Origin of the sequence: Mesorhizobium sp. LMG 17147 (assembly GCF_024297145.1) — a bacterium.
Taxonomy (GTDB): Bacteria; Pseudomonadota; Alphaproteobacteria; order Rhizobiales; family Rhizobiaceae; genus Mesorhizobium.
In genome coordinates this window covers 1-17,610 of the sequence record NZ_JANCTC010000036.1, presented here as the reverse complement: position 1 = coordinate 17,610, position 17,610 = coordinate 1, and the positions used below count along the sequence as shown (strand labels likewise).

At 58.9% G+C, this 17,610-nt stretch carries 9 protein-coding genes and 3 pseudogenes; 9 read left to right on the top strand and 3 right to left on the bottom strand.

The genetic code is table 11. The features are described from left to right. The 3 genes from NMG46_RS29080 to NMG46_RS29070 all read left to right on the top strand — a co-directional run. The coding region (locus NMG46_RS29080) for an aldehyde dehydrogenase family protein (protein WP_254820720.1) at positions 1 to 162 on the top strand (162 nt) is incomplete at its 5' end. 845 nt (positions 163 to 1,007) lie between these two features. Next, on the top strand, positions 1,008 to 2,351 hold the full coding sequence (locus NMG46_RS29075) for an acetyl-CoA carboxylase biotin carboxylase subunit family protein (RefSeq protein WP_254820719.1): 1,344 nt from the start codon (positions 1,008 to 1,010) through the stop codon (positions 2,349 to 2,351). Between the two features lie 353 nt (positions 2,352 to 2,704). Then, complete coding sequence (locus tag NMG46_RS29070) at positions 2,705 to 3,985, top strand: FAD-binding oxidoreductase (protein WP_254820718.1); 1,281 nt, start codon at positions 2,705 to 2,707, stop codon at positions 3,983 to 3,985. Positions 3,986 to 4,448: 463 nt separating this feature from the next. Here NMG46_RS29070 and NMG46_RS29065 read toward each other — a convergent pair. Together NMG46_RS29065 and NMG46_RS29060 are read right to left on the bottom strand one after the other, a co-directional pair. Then, a pseudogene (locus NMG46_RS29065) lies at positions 4,449 to 5,610 on the bottom strand (IS91 family transposase). Positions 5,611 to 5,622: 12 nt separating this feature from the next. Further along, positions 5,623 to 6,481: pseudogene (locus NMG46_RS29060) on the bottom strand (site-specific integrase). Positions 6,482 to 7,003: 522 nt separating this feature from the next. Here NMG46_RS29060 and NMG46_RS29055 point away from each other — a divergent pair. The 3 genes and pseudogenes from NMG46_RS29055 (at position 7,004) to NMG46_RS29045 (ending at position 11,306) form a co-directional block, all read left to right on the top strand. Further along, complete coding sequence (locus NMG46_RS29055) at positions 7,004 to 8,713, top strand: GMC family oxidoreductase (RefSeq protein WP_254820717.1); 1,710 nt, start codon at positions 7,004 to 7,006, stop codon at positions 8,711 to 8,713. A 341-nt stretch (positions 8,714 to 9,054) separates the two neighbouring features. Further along, positions 9,055 to 10,218, top strand: a complete 1,164-nt coding sequence (locus NMG46_RS29050; protein WP_254820716.1) for a M20 aminoacylase family protein — start codon at positions 9,055 to 9,057, stop codon at positions 10,216 to 10,218. Between the two features lie 145 nt (positions 10,219 to 10,363). Continuing rightward, positions 10,364 to 11,306 (top strand): annotated as a pseudogene (locus NMG46_RS29045) (IS481 family transposase). A 500-nt stretch (positions 11,307 to 11,806) separates the two neighbouring features. Here NMG46_RS29045 and NMG46_RS29040 read toward each other — a convergent pair. Beyond that, positions 11,807 to 14,302 (bottom strand): FAD-dependent oxidoreductase, encoded by a 2,496-nt coding sequence (locus NMG46_RS29040; protein ID WP_254820715.1) that lies wholly within the window; start codon positions 14,300 to 14,302, stop codon positions 11,807 to 11,809. 711 nt (positions 14,303 to 15,013) lie between these two features. On the opposite strand from NMG46_RS29040, the gene NMG46_RS29035 reads away from it, so the two are divergent. The 3 genes from NMG46_RS29035 to NMG46_RS30095 all read left to right on the top strand — a co-directional run. Continuing rightward, entirely contained in the window at positions 15,014 to 16,192 is a 1,179-nt protein-coding gene (locus tag NMG46_RS29035) for a M24 family metallopeptidase (RefSeq protein WP_254820714.1), read from the top strand. A gap of 186 nt (positions 16,193 to 16,378) precedes the next feature. After that, positions 16,379 to 17,224 carry an ectoine/hydroxyectoine ABC transporter substrate-binding protein EhuB gene (gene ehuB, locus NMG46_RS29030; protein WP_128286278.1) on the top strand — a complete coding sequence of 282 codons (846 nt, stop codon included), beginning with the start codon at positions 16,379 to 16,381 and terminating at the stop codon, positions 17,222 to 17,224. Next, positions 17,160 to 17,610 (top strand): ABC transporter permease subunit (locus NMG46_RS30095; RefSeq protein ID WP_368389331.1); only part of this gene is annotated, 451 nt, incomplete at its 3' end. The genes ehuB and NMG46_RS30095, both read left to right, overlap by 65 nt.

Below are 17,610 nucleotides of genomic sequence, written 5' to 3'. Positions count from 1 at the left end.
CCGTTCGGTGGAGTGAAGAAGTCTGGCTACGGCAGGGAAAAGGGTCAGGAAGCCCTTGATGGCTACGTGCAGACCAGAAATATTGGCATCCGGATCTCACAACCCTTGTCTGGTTCGGGCAACAGCGAGCCCGCCGTGAATCGATCCGATCGTTATCGCTAGTCGCCAATCCGCCGTCGGGAAGTCTTGCGGCGGAGGTTTAGTCGTCGATGCTGGTTTGGGGTCTTCACAGGGCACATCGCGCACCAGAACGCTGACCTAGCACCCGACCGGCACAGTATCTCTCGTCGTAACTTTCAGAAATGTTGAGAACCCGTAGTTGCGATTTGGAAAAATTGAACCAAGCCGGATGCAGGCGCACGAGATCGAGGTGGTCTTGCGGCTGAGCCTCACGAACAACATCCGGTCGAGGATTACCCATGTCGTGTCGTCGGCCAGCGAGCGGGCATTCCAAGCATTCCAGTGCGTCTCCTGCTTGCCCCCTTTCTAGGCGAGATCGACCAGGACGTCGTGATCTGCATCGGGCGCAAGGTGACACGAGGGAGTGTCGCGTGCTCATGCCCGCTAAGTAGTAGTCTCGAGGCGATGCCCCGGCGTCATCCGTGCGTCGCTGATTGGCGCTGAGCCCTGCTCCTCCATCCACTGGCTTTGCCTCGTCGATATCTAGCCCGCTCGCGGACCGGTGATCTGCTGATGTTGAAGGTCCTGTCAAAGTGCGCGTACGGTAGCCGGCGACATCGACGGCCTCATCAGCGCGCCGACGGCTGCTGGCCAAAAAAACGGAGACAGGCAAGCACCGCCCCAGCGACTATTCAGCGAGAGCCAACCGGATCCCAGCCGGGTGGTCAAAAATCGCAACAAATCATTCAGCTAACTTTACAAAATCTTCGCGAGATCAGCTCGCTGAGCATGGTAGCTTCTCTTGGAGGCTGACGTCAGGCCGAACAGCAAGTCGACGCCTGTTTACTCCCAGGCCGTCGCACTGCACACTGCGGAGACCGACGGTAATGACAAAAAGAGCTCTCAACCTGGTTGAAGGTAACAGAAGTACTGGTGAGCTATATGTTAAAGCGGCCAAGCGTCTTGGCCTTCATCCAATTACCTTGTCGGCTGACCCAACCCAGTACGATTATCTTGCAGCAGACGATATGGAGACAATCCGCGTCGATACGGACAACCTCGATGCCCTGATCAGCGAATGTTCCCGGGTGCGTGCAACTTATGATATTGCTGGCATCACTGGCTTTACGGGTCTCGATGAGTTAGCCTATGCTACAGTTGGTAAGCTATGCCGATCCTTCGCTCTGCCAGGGCCGAACCCCAGTTCGATTGAACGATGCTGCGATAAATTCACGCAACGTCAGATCCTCGCGGAGGCCGGCGTTCCTATGCCAGCCTATCGCTTAGCATCGAACGCCGCGGACGTACAAAGCTGTGCCGCGGAAATCAACCTCCCGGTAATTCTTAAGCCTGCCGTGGGCAGCGGCAGCAGCGGTGTCCTATTGTGCCGCGACGTCGACGAACTAACAAAACATACGACCCATCTGTTGGCCGGGAAGCACAAATGGCGGGCTTCGCCCAGGCTACTGGTCGAAGAATTCGCACAAGGCCCCTATTATTGGGCTGACATAATGGGGAATGAGGTCATTGGAATTGGCGGCGCTGACTTCGGTCGCCCACCGCATTTTGTCCATCGTGGGTGCACCTATCCAGCGGTGCTTACTGACGTCGAGCAGCAGCGTATCGCCGATGTATCGCTAAGCTGTTTGGAAGCTCTCAGCCTTGGCTGGGGGCCATCGAACATTGGATTCCGCTGGACAAGGCGTGGCCCAGTCGTCATCGAGGTCAATCCGCGTCTTGCTGGCGCGCCCGGTCCTCAAATGGTTAAATTGGTTTATGGTATCGATCTAGTTACCGAGCACATCAAAGTGGTTATCGGCGAAGAATCGGATTTGCGAAGTACGCGTTCGCATGTCGCGGGCGCTCGGTTCCTCCTCCCGGAGGGTGATGGCATCCTCGATTGGATTGATGGCGCTAGTCGAGCGGCTGCCGTAGAAGGTGTCTCGGAGGTCAAGTTGCATGTTCAGCCTAAGACACCTATCGTCAGGGAAGGCGATTACCGAGACACGATCGGACACGTCATCGCCGCTTCCCCGAGCCGCCCTCAGACCGACGCGATACTTCAGCACGCCGTTGCCTTGATTGATTGGTCGATCACGTCGGTTTCTGCCCTTGGCGAAACGGAACACGCTGTGGCCCCTTACCTTCCACCTGGTGCGGAGATGGTGACAGATAAAGGTACTCATCGCAGCATATTGGTGAAATCGAGTGCAGGAGACGATGCGGTCTAGGTTGAATTGGCCATCCGCGAGGAGACCATTATGCTGACGGGCGTCATTGCTTCCTAGAGCCGACGCGCTCGCCTACCTCGCTTTTATGCACATGTTGCCGCACAAAGCCGATTTCCTGCGTGAACGCGGAAGATTCGAATAGATCGGCCATTTATATGCGCTACATTCACTAAGGGCGCTCTGAGCGGTCCGGTCCTCTTATTGTAAGCGGGCCTGATGCGGCTGGTTCAGAACGGTTGCGAAGATACGCCTCCTCCCAAGGCGCACCTGCCCGGCAGCGAGCTAAGTCTCCTGCCGGGCGTCCTGAGTTGTGTGCGCACTGAGCCAACGTCCAGCCTTATGAGAGCGGATGAATGCTGAACGATAGACGGTCCCATGGGCTTTGGGAGCGGACAGCTCCGCCGCCGCCTGCAACGGAGAATCTGCGAGGCAACCTCGTCGCCGATGTCGCGATCGTCGGCGCCGGCTACACCGGGTTGTCCACTGCGCTGCACCTTGCCGAGCGGGGCCTGGACGTTGTCGTGATTGAGGCAGCCGAAATTGGTTTTGGCGCCGCCGGGCGAAGCACCGGGTTGGTGAATGCGGGCCTTTGGGTTATGCCCTCGGCGCTCAAGGAGACGCTCGGTCCGCTCTATGGCGATCGTTTGCTTAATTTGCTGCGCGATTCCCCACGCACCGTCTTCGAGATCGTCGACAAGCACAACTTGCAGTGCGAGCTGAAGCGGGCCGGCACGATCCATTGTGGAGCCGATAAGAAGGGCGTTGCCGAGATCGCGGAGCGAGCTCGGCAGTGGCAGGCGCTCGGCGCCCCGGTGCACATCCTCGACGCCGGGGAGACGCGTGCCAAGACAGGCACCTCGGCCTTCCCCGGAGGCCTCCTCGACCTGCGTGCCGGGACGATCCAACCGCTCGCCTATGTGCGCGGCCTCGCTGGTGCGGCGATTGCCGCCGGCGCGACCGTCTTTACGGCGAGCCCGGTCGAGCACATCGGGCGCGAGGGCCGCCTCTGGCGGCTCGCCACGCAAGGTGGAACCGTCCGGGCGAAGTGGGCGGTTCTTTCGACCGACACCTACACGTCGCGCATCTTCCCCGAGCTGCGTGGCGAGCAAGTGGTGCTCCCCTTCTTCCATGTTGCGACTGCGCCGCTGAGCCACAGAATTCGCCACACGATTCTGCCCGAAGGGCACGGCGCATGGGACACCCGCACCGTGCTGACCGCCTTTCGCACAGATGATGCCGGCCGCCTCATCGTCGGCAGCGTCGGCGCGCTCCGCGGCGCCGGAACCGTGATCCATCGCAACTGGGCACGGCGGCGTATCCGGGCGCTCTTCCCGCAGGTCGGTGAGGTCGAGCTGGAGCATGAGTGGTACGGTCGGATCGGCATGACGAACGACCATCTACCACGCCTTCACGCCCCAGCGGAAAACATGATCGCGCTGACGGGCTTCAACGGACGAGGCATCGCGCCGGGCACCGTGTTCGGCCGCGAGCTCGCCCGCCATATCAGCGGCGAGCTGCGGCTCGATGCGATGTTCCTGCCCGTGTCCCCGGCGCAGAACGCCTCCTTCCGGGCCATCAGAGAGGGCTACTATGAGCTCGGTGCGCAGATCGCGCATCTACCGCCGGCGCGCTGATCCGGTGGGGTCAGCTGCTGGTCCACGGTGCGAAGCCCTGTGAGTGACTCAAAGTGCTGACAAATCACCTCCTCACGGAGGTGAATCATGAACCACGCTCATTGGAATCTGGAGGCTTCTGTGAGGTCCGCATGCTCGACAGAGCGGGCGGACTGCTTGTCGGACCTCATTGCAAGCCGGATTGAACGAAGCCGCGGGACGATCTGGCGCTATGGGGATTGTAGCCTGGAGGAGCGGTCGGGATCGTCTTCGCCATGCTGATGAAGAGCGTTCACGATGCGGCCATAGCGAAGGATTGCACGGTGGAAGGCGGAACTGTGGTGGTGCGAGCCGTCGGATAGGCTCCAGTGCCTTCTATCGCCGGGCTGTCTGCTTGCGGCTTTGTGTGGCGGGACAAGGATCGGGGTGCCGGCGCGCATGGCGACGGGTACCGTACCGGGTGATGTGGACGCACCCGGCGTGGTCATGAGGTGTCACTCCAGAAGGGGCGCGGCGACGCCTGGCCGCACCGCCAGATGGCGAGCGTGATCATTGGCTCTCCGCAGCTTGGGCAGCGATGCGCCATAGCAGGGCGCTCGGCGGCGACAGCGGCGCTTTCGGCATCCGGTTCGAGCTCGTTCTGCTTCGAACCGGCCAGCAGCCTGTGGCACAGGTCGAGCTTGGCGACGCGATTACCGTTGGCGAGGAAGCCGCAGTGGCGGATGCGATGGAAACCGTCGGGAGTGTGTGCAGGAGAAAGCGACGGATGAACTCGTGCGCGTCGAGCGTTATGATCTTCGTCTTGCCGCGATGGCGATAGCGCGCCAGCGGAACGCGACCCGATCGTCGGCCGTGCTGATCAGTCGGGAATTGGCGATGGCGACGCGATGGGTGTAGCGGCCGAGATAGGCCAGCACCTGCTTCGGCCCGCCGGGTGGCTTAGCGCGGGCCTCGGCGAGCAAGCAGACAAAGGCATCAGGCTTTGCCAGGTAGGCGAGATCGCCGAAGAAGCCCAGCCGACCCTCATCATCTGCTCGGAGTTCCTCCAGAAAGAGACGGCGGAACAGGCGCGACAGCACGCCCACGGGCAGGAAGAACCCCGGCCGGCAGGCGACCCAACGCCCTCCATCGAGGGAGATGCCGCCGCCCGGCACGATGCAATGGAGGTGGGGATGATAGGTGAGGTTCTGGCCCCAACTGTGCAGCACCGCGATGAGACCGATCCCGGCGCCGAGATGTCTGGGATCTGCGGCGATCATGCGCAGCGTCTCGGCGGTCGCCTTGAACAGGACCGCGTACATCGCCGCCTTGTTCTGGAAGGCGATTGCGGCGATCTCGGCCGGCAGCGTGAACACCACGTGGAAGTAGGGAACCGGCAGAAGCTCGTCCTGCCGCGCGGCGAGCCATTCCCGGTAGGTCTTTCCTTGGCACTTGGGGCAATGCCGGTTGCGACGGAATTGTAGGCCACGCGGATCGCCCCGCAGGACCGGCAGCCCTCGACATGGCCGCCCAGTCCGGCGGTCCGGCACAGTTCGATGGCGCTCATCGTGCGGCGCTCGACGCGTCCGAGATGACCGTCATGAGCCTGCCCGATACGCCTCGCCATGGCGGCGGAAGATATCCGCCACCTCCAGTCTCGCCGACATGGGCGGAACCGATCAGCCCGACGGCACGACTTCGATGTTCAACCGGTCGAGCGGGCTTGTCGTGCGCCGGATGAGGCCGTTCGAGACCTTGGTGTAGCGCGCGGTCGAGGACAGATTGTTGTGACCAAGCAGCACCTGGATGATGCGGATGTCGGTGCCGTTCTCCAGCAAATGCGTGGCGAAGCTGTGCCTGAGCGTGTGGACCGTCACGCGCTTGTCGATGCCGGCGGCCGCACGCGCCGAGCGGCAGGCCGAGTACAATACCTGAACGTCGATGGGGCGATTTGCATCCCGGCCCGGAAACAGCCAGCCCTGTGGCTTCGCCAGCCGCCAGTAGACGCGCAGGATGCGCAGAAGCTGCACCGACAGCATCACGGTGCGGTTCTTGCCGCCCTTGCCGTGCTCGACCCGGATGACACCGCGTTCGCTATCAATGTCGCTGACCTTCAGCCCGACGGTCTCCGAAGCGCGAAGGCCGGCGGCATAGCCGTCGTCAAGGCGGTGCGCGTCTTCAGGCTCGGCACCGCCTCGAGAAAGCGGACAACCTCGTCGGCGCTGAGAACCACCGGCAGCGTGCGTGGAGCGCGGGCATAGGCGATCCGCTCAGGGATCTCGGCATGACCCAACGTCACGCCGTAAAAGAACCGCAGTGCGCACACCGTCTGGTTCACCGCCGGCCACGAGATTTCGGTCGAGACCAGATGCACCTGGAAGGCGCGAACATCCTCCAGGTCAAGCCGGTCCGGGGACCGGCCACAGTAGCGGGAGAACTTCGCTACCGCGTGCACGTAGGATCGTTGCGTGGCCGGCGACAGATTGCGGATCGTCATGTCCTCGATTTGCGCCGGCGAAGCGGGCTCAACTCGGCCATCTCATTGCTCCTGTTCTCAAGGTTGCGCTTCAACAGCAGCAATCCTTCAAAACAGAAGCGTCATCCGCAAATCGGTGCACCAAAATGCCGCGTCAGCGGCTTCGTTCAATCCCTCGCGATTCAATCTGAACGTCCGACGCGCTAGCAATGCCGCAGCCTCGAGATAGCCTCGCGAAAAGCCGCGCCACTGCAATCGCCTCAAAATCCTTCAGCAGAGCGCTGACGAAACTCGAAGACCGGAAACGGCTGCAAAGACTGGCAGCCGAAACTTCGAAAAGACAAGGGAGCAGCACTCCTGCCGCTCATTGCGCGTGTGGAAACTCTTCCCACGGCTTCTGTCAAGATGGGTGCTTTTAATGTCTGTAAGGGGAAGGAATTCGCTCTCTTCGTAGCGTGCAGGAGAATCGCGTGTTTCTGCGGAAATTGCAAAAAATCGGGGCTTTCCTGCCCAGGAATGATCTCATTCGCAAATTTCCGCTCTAGAATTGTGCTAGCTTGCTGCCGCAAGATGGGGAGGAATCGTTGCTTTTTGACTATATAATTGTAGGTGGTGGCTCATCCGGATGCGTTATGGCGAACAGGTTGTCGGCCGATGGTAGTCACGTCCTGCTCGTCGAAGCTGGGCCTGACTTTCTCCCCAACGAAATTCCTGATGATATTCTAGATGGGAACCCGACGCGCGCTTACTACAATCAACGATATCAGTGGCCGTCACTTACTGCAGCCGTTGCGCGAAATAGCGACAGACGTGTGCACTATGAGCAAGCTCGAGTCATAGGTGGAGGCTCCAGTATCAACGCTCAAGTTGCCAATCGGGGTGGACCCGCCGATTATGATGAGTGGGCCTCCACCGGGGCAACGGGTTGGGATTGGGAAGGCGTCCTGCCATATTTCCGCCGACTCGAATGCGATCTGGACTTTCGCGATCACTTCCACGGCAACAGCGGGCCGTTGCCGATTAGTCGTGCCGACAAAGGAGAGTGGTCAGGATTCGTGAACGCGGTGTCGACGGCTTTTGAAGATGAAAATATACCCTTCTGGCCTGACTTCAACGGTGAGTTCCGCGATGGCCACTCAGTTGTTCCACTAACAAACCTCAATCGTCGCCGAGTGTCAGCTGCGATGGCTTATTTGCCAGAGAGTGTCCGCGCTCGGACAAATCTTACAATTTTGGCAGAAACTACGGTCGTAAAACTAACTCTTTTAGATCGCAAAATAACTGGCGTCGACACTGAGAGTAAGACCGGTCGTCGCCAATCCTATAGCTCACCAACTGTGGTCCTATGTGCTGGCGCTATTCATTCGCCCGCAATACTGATGCGATCCGGTATTGGCCCGGCCAAACCCTTATCAGAGCTCGGCATTCAAGTCATCGCAGATATTCAAGGAGTCGGAAAAAACCTGCAGGAGCATGCCGGGGTCGCCATCTCGGCGTACTTGAAGCCAGAGGATCGGATGTTGCCGACCGCGACCGGATATATCCAGATGCATGCTCGGTATTCATCCGGTCACGACGGTTGCCCGCCTACCGATATGGCCATCTCGGTTCTGGCGAAATCTGCCTGGCATCCCATTGGCAAACGCCTAGGGACGCTCAATTTCTGGATTAATCGAGTCTATTCGACAGGAACTGTCTCGCTCAAGAGTTCCTCTCATTTCATTGAGCCAGAAGTGAACTTCGACATGTTGAGCGACCAGCGCGACGCGGAGAGATTGAAAAACGCGTTTCGATTCGTTGCAAGACTGATTAATCATAAGGCCTTGGCGAATACGGCGCTCGACCCTTTTCCTTCTACCTGGACTGGACGAGCAAAGCGGATCGGCAAGTACAACCGTCTGAACTACGGTCTCACATCCTTGCTCGCGGCCGTTATGGATAGTTCCTCGTCGCTTCGTCGAAGCCTGATCAGATTCGCTATCACTGATGGTCGCAGCATCTCAGACCTTCTAAATAACGACGAGCTTCTTGATCACTTTGTACGACAAAACGTTTTTGGGAATTTTCATCCCACTTCAACTTGCAGAATGGGATCTGCTCATGATCCGAACAGTGTGACGGATCCGACAGGCCGCGTTCATGGACTAACCGGTTTAAGAATCGCCGATGCGTCGGTGATGCCATTCTGCCCGCGAGCAAATACGAACATCCCAACGATTATGGTCGCCGAGAAAATGTCTGACGCCATACTTCATGAACGCGGGGCAGCAATGAAGGTGTCGTTGGTCAAGTAGAATTCTGGAAGCTCAAGCGGCCGCAAGGCACACCGGTCACTTCAGCTTGCTATCAATCTGGCTGGTTCGGAACTTGCCGAATAGCCGGGAACACCAGCTGACCGCCGATCATCTAGAAGTCTATCGCCCACGTAAACGCGAGGAGTTTGCCTCATCTCGATGCGAGATGGGGTCAATACACACTATGCATTTGACTGTAGGGGTTCAACCCTGGAAGTTTTCCAGCGATAGACACGCGACGCGGAACCACGCATCTAGGATGCCGAGCCCCGCTGCGCAGATGTGGTTCAAGCCGGCAGACGCGAGGCGCGGGCTGCTCATTTTTGGTGCAGGAGACAAGAATGCGCAGCATCGATGATTTCCGGGATATTCATGATGAGGCTATCGCTTGGCGCCGTCACCTCCACCAGAATCCGGAACTCGGATACAACGTGCACAACACCGCCCGCTTCGTCGCCGAAAAGCTCGCTTCCTTTGGGATAAACCATATCGAGACGGGCATAGCCGAGACCGGTGTGGTTGCGGTGGTCAAAGGCGCCGGCGGGGACGGACCGACGATTGGCCTGCGCGCGGATATGGACGCCCTGCCGATCGTCGAGGCTACCGGCAAGCCCTGGACTTCCCAGATCGAAGGGAAGATGCATGCCTGCGGTCATGACGGCCACACCGCCATGCTGCTGGGTGCTGCTAAGCATCTCTCCGCCACTCGGGACTTCAAGGGTTCGGTGGCGCTCATTTTCCAACCCGCCGAGGAAGACGGGCAGGGCGCCGGACGAATGGTGCAAGAAGGGTTGATGGACAGGTTCAATATCTCCCAAGTCTTCGGCATGCACAACATGCCAGGTATTGACGTTGGCAAATTCGGTATTCGCGACGGATCGATTATGGCGGCCCTCGACGAGTTTGACATCACTGTCACAGGCCGGGGCGGACACGCTGCAACGCCTCATTTTACTATAGATCCGGTGGTCGTCGGAGCACAGATCATCACGGCGCTCCAGACCTTGGTTTCCCGAAACCTCGATCCGACGGAAGCGCTCGTTGTGTCAGTGCCGAAATTCACCGGAAGTGAATCCTACCACATCATACCTGACTCCGTGACGCTGGGCGGAACGGTTAGGAGCCTATCGCCAGCATTGCGTGATTTTGCGGAAAAACAAATCAAGGTCTGCGCTGAAAATATCGCGGCAGCTTTCGGGGCTAAAGTGGAATATCGGCACAGGCGTCTCGAGCCGCTGACGTTCAACCACACAGAGGCGACCGAATTGGCCGCCGCAGCCGCGCGGGGTCTTGTGGGGCGAGAGGCAGTCAACGAACAGGTCAAGCCGGTGATGGTCTCGGAGGACTTCTCTTACATGTTGCAGGCGCGACCTGGCGCGTTCCTATTCCTTGGCAACGGACCTACCGCAGGCCTGCACAATCCAACCTACGACTTCGACGACAGTGCAATCCCTTACGGGATCGGCTACTGGGTCAACTTGGTGGAAGGCGGCTTGGCCTGCTAGCGCTGCATAGTCTCTTAAACTCTGCCCGCGCGCACCTCAGATAGGTACGCAGGGTTGCTAGCTGTGAGCTTTCAGTAGGTTGTCCATCCGATCCGAGCCGAGGAGACTGAGGTTGTCGAAGCTTCAGTGATTCCCGGAGGATCGGATGAACGTTCATAAGAATGCCCGTCTTACGCGGCACGGTCGAGAACGAATTGTAAGGCAGGTCGAGAGCGGGCAGACGCCGGAGGCCGTTGCCGAAGCCGCAGGCGTTTGCCCGCGAACGGTTCGAAAATGGGTCGATCGATATCGGCGCGAAGGCTTGGCGGGCCTTGACGACCGCTCATCGCGCCCGCACCGGCTTCGCCAGCCCACGCCAGAAGAGATTGTCGCGATGATCGAGCGGCTGCGGCGCCAGCGCTGGACGGGCAAGCAGATCGCTGCCGAGGCCAGCGACTGTCAGCCGTGTTCTGCGCCGGTTGGGCCTCAACAAGCTGAGCGCCTTGGAACCTGCACCCGTGCGCCGCTATGAACGGGAGCATCCGGGCGAACTCATCCACCTCGATATCAAGAAGCTTGGCCGCATCGGCTCGGTGGGGCATCGCATCACCGGGCGGCGAACCGGCGTCGTCAACCGCCATCTCGGCATCGGCTGGGAGTTTGTCCACGTCTGCATTGATGACGCCTCTCGCGTCGCATTCGTCCAGGTCATGCCGGATGAGCGCAAGGCGAGCGCCGTCGCCTTCCTGGAGGCTGCCGTCGCCTACTATGCCAAGCTGGGCATTCGGGTCGAGCGCGTTATGACTGACAACGGCTCCTGCTACCGGTCAAAAGTCTTCCGGGCAGCCTGCAAACGTCTGGGCCTGCGGCAGGTCTTCACCAGGCCATACACGCCCAAGACCAATGGCAAGGCCGAACGCTTCATCCAGACCAGCCTGCGCGAATGGGCTTACGCGCGAGCCTACAACAGCTCTCAAGAACGCACGGACGAACTGCTGCATTGGCTTCATCGGTACAATTGGCACAGGCCTCACGGCAGCCTAGGATCAAAACCACCCATCAGTCGCATCGGCTTAGATCGGGACAACCTATTGAGGCTCAACAGCTAACTGGGCGCGCCATCGCGAGGCATGACAATCCAGCTCCGTCGTCAGACCGACCAATCTCGGCGCCGTGCAAATTCAAGATGAGGAACTAGGCTGTTCCCTCCATCCACGCACTGGCCGAGCATGGCCGGCGTGCGACCCGAAACCGGGTCATGGCAAGCGGATGGCGTATACAGCTGGGACACCGAGCGTCTCACAAGCCTGGATAAGTTTGGCGGCCTTCACTGCGCTAAAATCCAATACGGTTGCACGAAATTGCCGATGCGATTGCGAGACAAGCCCATGAGCTGCCGTTCGCCCACGTTATGCCAGCCAGAGCACAAATACCGTTGCCCTGGCTGAGGGCCGTTGAAACGAGGCCAGCGTTAAGCTGGCCTGTAGCAACGACGTCATAGCGGGCCGCGCTGTGGGCATCTTATCCCCAATCGATGCGCGACCCGATGCAGCGCGTGCTGGTCGACCAGAGGCGCAGCTCAGTCGTCCAAGATTGCGCAGTCTAGTTTTCAGGCCTTGAGGAGCTCTTTCGCCACCAACTCCTCCACAGCACGCCACTCGCCCTTCACGCGGCTGCGTCCGGCGTCATAGAATGGTCGCAGAGAAGCTATGGCGGAATAGCGCTCCCCAGCGATCTCGATTTCGAATGACCCTCCGGACAGCCAATCAGCCGTCACCCCGGCTTCTGCCGTGAGATATCCCATGCCGATGCCACAGCCGACAGTGTGGCCAAATCCAGCCGATCGCAGGTATCCGACAAGGCTGCCGTTACGCCAGACAGGCTCGGTCCCGAACATCAACGATTTGGCATCTTGGGCAGCGAGCTGGACCAGCCGCCGGCGCAAGGGTTTGCCGCGCTGGGCCTCGAGTGCAGCGCGTCCGATGAAATCCTCGCGCTTATCCCAGGCAACCGTGAACCCCAGTCCCGATTCCAACGGGGTGTCCTCATCACCAACATCTGCACCCCAGTCACGGTAGCCCGCTTCCAGGCGCAGCGTGTTGAGAGCGACATATCCGGCGTGGCCTAGGCCGAGATCGGCACCGGCGGCCACCAGGGCGTCGTAAACCCCTAGTGTTTGTTCGGTCGGGATGTGAAGTTCCCAGCCCAACTCTCCGACAAAGGTCATCCGGAATGCGAGCGCGAGGCTATACCCGACCTCGATTTCACGAGCCGTTGCGAAGGGAAATGCCTCGTTAGAAAAATCCGCAGGACTGACGCGCTCCAGTAACTCACGCGATCGCGGACCCATCACGGAGAGGGTGGTATATCCGGATGATACGTCGGCAACCGAGACGTGGCCGGCTCCCTTGGCATGCAAGCGCAGCCAGGCGAGATCACGGGTGCGTTGGACCGCCGCTGTCACGACAAGAAATTCCTCGTCACTGATGCGTGCGATAGTGACGTCGGACTCCATACCGCCTCGCTCGTTCAGCCACGGCGTATAGACAACACGGCCGACCGCTACGTTCACGTCGTTCGTGGACAAGCACTGTAGCAGAGCAAGAGCATCCGAACCCTGCACCAGAAGGTGCGCGAAGGAGGTTTGGTCGAACAGAGTGACGCCGGAGCGGGTGGCGGTATGCTCCGCGCCACTTCGCTCGAACCATTCGTCCCGGCGATAGGTTGCATGGCTTTCATTTGGGGATCCAGGTGCACCAAACCATTGAACGCGTTCCCAACCAGCACTTTCACCGAAATTCGCGCCGACCGCGGACAAGCGATCGTGCAGGGGGGATACGCGGACGTTGCGTGCCGTCTTCGGCGACTTATGCGGCAAATGAAGCGACCAGAGGTTGCCGACCGCCTCCACCGTGCGGTCGTAAAGATACCGCCTGTTCCGCTGGAAGGGCATTGACCGCCGGACGTCCATCTCCCAGCAGTCTCCCGCTGGCAAGCCTGTCGACATCCACTCTGCCATGACCTTGCCCGCACCACCCGAGGATTCGATACCGCAGGAATTGAATCCAGAGGCGACATACAGACCTTGAATTTCAGGTGATGGCCCGAGGTGGAAGCGGTTATCAGGCGTGAAGCTCTCAGGGCCGTTGAAATTCAGTTGGAGGCCGACATTTGCCAGGACGGGCATGCGCTCGATGGCCGCAGAGAGATACGGTTCGATGTGGTCGAAATCTTCGGGCAACGAATCGAAGCTGAAATCCTGGGGGATGCCGTTCATGCCCCAAGGTTTGCCATTGGCCTCGAAGAAACCTACGAGCAATTTCCCGGCGTCTGCCTTTGCATATACGCGCGCGTCCATATCGCGGATCGTCGGTAGGTCATGGGGTAGGTCGAAAATCGCCTCGGTGACAACATAGAAATGCTCGGCAGCCTGCAATGGCACCGACCAGTTAAGTTCAGCAGCTATATTCCGCGTCCATAGGCCGGTGCAGATGACCGCCCGTTCAGCTCGGACCGTTCCCTGACTGGTTTCCACGCCGACAAAACGGCCCTTCTCGACGAGGATGCGTGTGACGGGTGTCCGCTCAAGGATCGTTGCTCCACCCTGCCTCGCCCCAGTTGCGAAAGCACGGGCGGTATCGATAGCGTTGGTCATCCCGTCGGAAGCGATCCATGCTGCCCCCAGGACATCACTGACATCGAGCAATGGAACGCGGCGTTGGGCTTCCGCAGCGCTTATCATCTCCACGTCCAGGCCAAACGAGCGGCCCATCGAAGACCCGCGCTTAAGCTCTTCAAGGCGGTCCTGGGTCGCGGCGACAGTGATGGAGCCGGTTTGCCGAAAACCAGTTGCCTGACCGGTTAGATTTTCGAGGTCCCTGAACAGATCCGCAGAGTATTGAGCGAGCTTTGCCATGGTCTCGTTGGCGCGGAGTTGCGTCACCAGGCCCGCAGCATGCCAGGTCGTGCCGCATGTCAGTTGGTCGCGCTCCAGAAGCAGAACGTCCCGGTGGCCGAGACGTGTCAGGTGATAGGCTATCGAGAGGCCGATAATGCCGCCTCCGATGACAACGTATTCGACATGCGATGGTACTTTGCTGGCCATTGGAAACCTGTTGGAGCTTGGGCGAAAGCGCGGGCTAAGGCGGACTGGTCGTGGCCAATAAAATATTGTCAGATATGCTCTGATTTCCGCTGATCTGCATACCAGGAGTGCAGTATTTCTGCGTCGTGAGGCGGCCCAATGCAGCGTGACTCCAGCAGAATGCACCAGGGTAAATGGTGGTGATGACTTGAAGGGCCGCCGTGCAACACAATCGGATGGTGACTCTGGAGCGGGAACGCGCCGAGATCGGCACCCAAGCACGTGCCGACAGGGGTCGAGGGAACCGGCGCCCTTATAAATATCAGGACCTTGGGCAGTGGTTCCCAGCATAGCGGCTGCCCCGCGCCGCCATGATTGTCGTAAGCGCCGGTGCCCAAGCCGAAGACAAAATCCATATGGGCACGATGGGTGCAGATGGCCCAGCGTCAGGTGACATGGGCGTCTTTAGTCGAAGCCAGCGGCATTCTTCAACGCGCAATTTCTTGTCTGCAGGCCCCGGCATCTCGAAGCGAGATGATGCCAATATAAACACTGCATTTGACTGAGAATGCCTTGAGACAAATGCTCGCCTGAGCACCCGCAACACAAGCAAACTGGGACGTGCGAGAATGGACATCAAGTTTTCCGGGCGTCGCCTGCGGTCGTCCTGGGCCGCACGAGCTTGGGCGAACTCAAGAGCGCACATGCTCAATTTCGAGAAGGATCATATGCATGAGCTACCAAAAACCTTTTCTGCGTGAGGAGTTCGACTGGCGCGCCCACGACACGAAGAAGCGGATGCAAAAAGCTGGTCTTGATCTCCTCATCTGCCAGGATCCAGCCAATATGTACTGGCTTACGGGCTACGACAGTTGGTCCTTCTACACGCCGCAGGCAGTGCTAGTCCATGTCAACGAGGATATGCCTCTTTGGTTCGGGCGCCCGATCGACGCAAAATCGGCTACCGTTACAACAAACTTGCCGGCCGAGAACATCTTCGGATTCGCGGAGACTTTGGTTCACCATCCGGAAAATCATCCTTTCGATGATTTGTGCGGGCTCATCAATTCCAAAGGGTGGGGCTCCGATCGCATCGGCGTCGAGCTCGACACTCACTACTACACCGCGCGGGCCCATCAGCACCTCGTTAGAGGCCTGCCTAATGCGAAGATCTCGGACAGTCGGGAACTTGTAAACTGGGCGAGGCTCGTCAAGTCAGAAGCCGAGCTCGTCTATATGCGAGAGGCGGGTCGTATCATTAGCAGAACTATGCGAGAGGCGATTGCGAAGCTCAAGCCGGGGGTTCGCGACTATGAGGTCGTAGGGGACATTTACCGCAATCAGATTTTGGGTGAGGGCAAGTTCGGCGACTACACTGGTCTGTGTCCCCTAATCCAGATTGGTGAGGGGACGAGCACTTGCCACCTCACATGGACGGGCCAGGCGATCCCCGAGTCAGCGCTAGTGGTGATGGAGCTTGGCGCGGCACGTCGCCACTATAACGCGCCCCTGACCCGCACAATTCACGTCGGACCGCCGCCACAAGAAATCTCGCGTCTGGCCTCCGTGATCGTTGAAGGCGGCGACCTCGCACTCGAAGCGGCCAAGCCGGGCGTGGCCGTCGAAGAGGTAGCCGCCGTGTTCCAACGTACACTGAAACGGAATGGCTACAGCAAAGACAGCCGCGTCGGCTACTCAATCGGTGTTGGCTACCCGCCGGACTGGGGCGAACGCACTATCAGCATCCGCGCGGGTGAAACAACGCTATTGCAGGAAGGAATGTGCTTCCACTTCCAATCCGGAGTGTGGCTCGACGATTTTGGCGCAGCGATCTCAGAACCTTTCGTGGTCACAGCGAAGGGCGGCCAGCGCTTCTGCGATGTGGAGCGCCGCTTGGTCGTTATCGACTGATTATTAGCCCATCAACTTTTCGAATAACGCCTTGACGGACCCGGACTATGCGGCAATCGCCCAACACCGATTTGTTACTCAACGAAATAGGAGATCAGCTTCTGCAAAAAAAAAGACGCTTCTACAAAGCTGGAAACGCTCATTCCGGGCTGCTGGATAATTCAACAAATAAGAAGGGAACGAGAAATGAAGATCAGACTTTCATACATTGCGGCTGGCTTGGGCCTTGCCGTGGCGCTTGCCGCTTTTCAGGCCCACGCAGGAGAACTAACCGACCGTATCGCCAGCGGCAAGTCCATCCGCATCGGCTTCGCGAACGAAGAGCCGTTCGCCTTTCCGGACAGTAATGGTCACCCAGTAGGGTTTGTAAACGCGATTACTCTCGGCGTCCTTAAGCAGATGGGCTACGAAAACGTAGAGACCGTCGTAACAGATTGGGGCGGACTTATACCCGGACTGCAGTCTGGACGGTTTGATATGGCTACGGGTGGGCTCTACATCCTTAAATCAAGGTGCCAAAGCGTTACATTTTCCGAGCCTTTGGCGAAAGTGACCGACGCGCTTATCGTCAAAGCTGGCAATCCTAAAGGGCTGCACAATTATGCAGATATCGCAGCCAAGGGGGCGACTATGGTGACCGGCATAGGATATAGCAATATAGAGCAAGCGAAAAAGGCAGGAGTTCCGGAAGATCAAATCATGCAAGTGCCGGGACAGACAGAAATTCTTGCCGCGGTCGAGGCGGGACGAGCAGATGCCGGGGCATCGGGATACCTGTTGTCTCGATCTGTGGCTGGCAAATCGGGTGGAAAACTTGACGTAACCGACCCGGATGCAATGCCGGAATCAACTCAAAACTGGGTCAGCATAGCCTTCCGAGAGTCGGACAAGGACTTTGTGGAGAAGTTCAACGAGGCTCAGAAAAAATACATCGGTACGCCCGAGATGATGAAGGCTGTCGAGCCTTATGGCTACGACGCAAAGCTGCTACCAAATGACAAGAGTGCGGAATGGGTTTGCGCCAACCGCTGACCCCGCCCAGACACGACCGGAGGCTTGCCTCCCGGCCGTGTCTGACGCAGGATGGCGAATGTCAATCTTGGAGTTTCTCCAAAACTATGGCCAGGCGCTCTTACAGGGGACCTTGGTCACATGCGCGCAATTCTTGCTTGCTACGCTGGTCGCTGTAGCTGCCGCCGGGGCCGCAGGCATCGGCAAACTGTCGAGCAAGTGGCCTATCCGGAGTGTTAGCGTTGTATACATAGAGATCTTCCGCGGAACGTCGCTGCTAGTGCAGCTATATTGGATTTTCTTCGTGTTGCCGCTGTTTGGTATAACGCTTCCGAACTTCACCGCCGGCTACATATCCGTCGGCCTCAATATCGGTGCCTATGGCGCCGAGATTGTCCGCGGCGCCA

What these genes read in the sequence shown, in the direction of transcription:
- NMG46_RS29070 (WP_254820718.1), top strand. Translation starts at nt 2,705, where the DNA reads ATGCTGAACGATAGACGGTCCCATGGGCTTTGGGAGCGGACAGCTCCG.
- ehuB (WP_128286278.1), top strand. Translation starts at nt 16,379, where the DNA reads ATGAAGATCAGACTTTCATACATTGCGGCTGGCTTGGGCCTTGCCGTG.
- NMG46_RS29040 (WP_254820715.1), bottom strand. Translation starts at nt 14,302, where the DNA reads ATGGCCAGCAAAGTACCATCGCATGTCGAATACGTTGTCATCGGAGGC.
- NMG46_RS29050 (WP_254820716.1), top strand. Translation starts at nt 9,055, where the DNA reads ATGCGCAGCATCGATGATTTCCGGGATATTCATGATGAGGCTATCGCT.
- NMG46_RS29035 (WP_254820714.1), top strand. Translation starts at nt 15,014, where the DNA reads ATGAGCTACCAAAAACCTTTTCTGCGTGAGGAGTTCGACTGGCGCGCC.
- NMG46_RS29075 (WP_254820719.1), top strand. Translation starts at nt 1,008, where the DNA reads ATGACAAAAAGAGCTCTCAACCTGGTTGAAGGTAACAGAAGTACTGGT.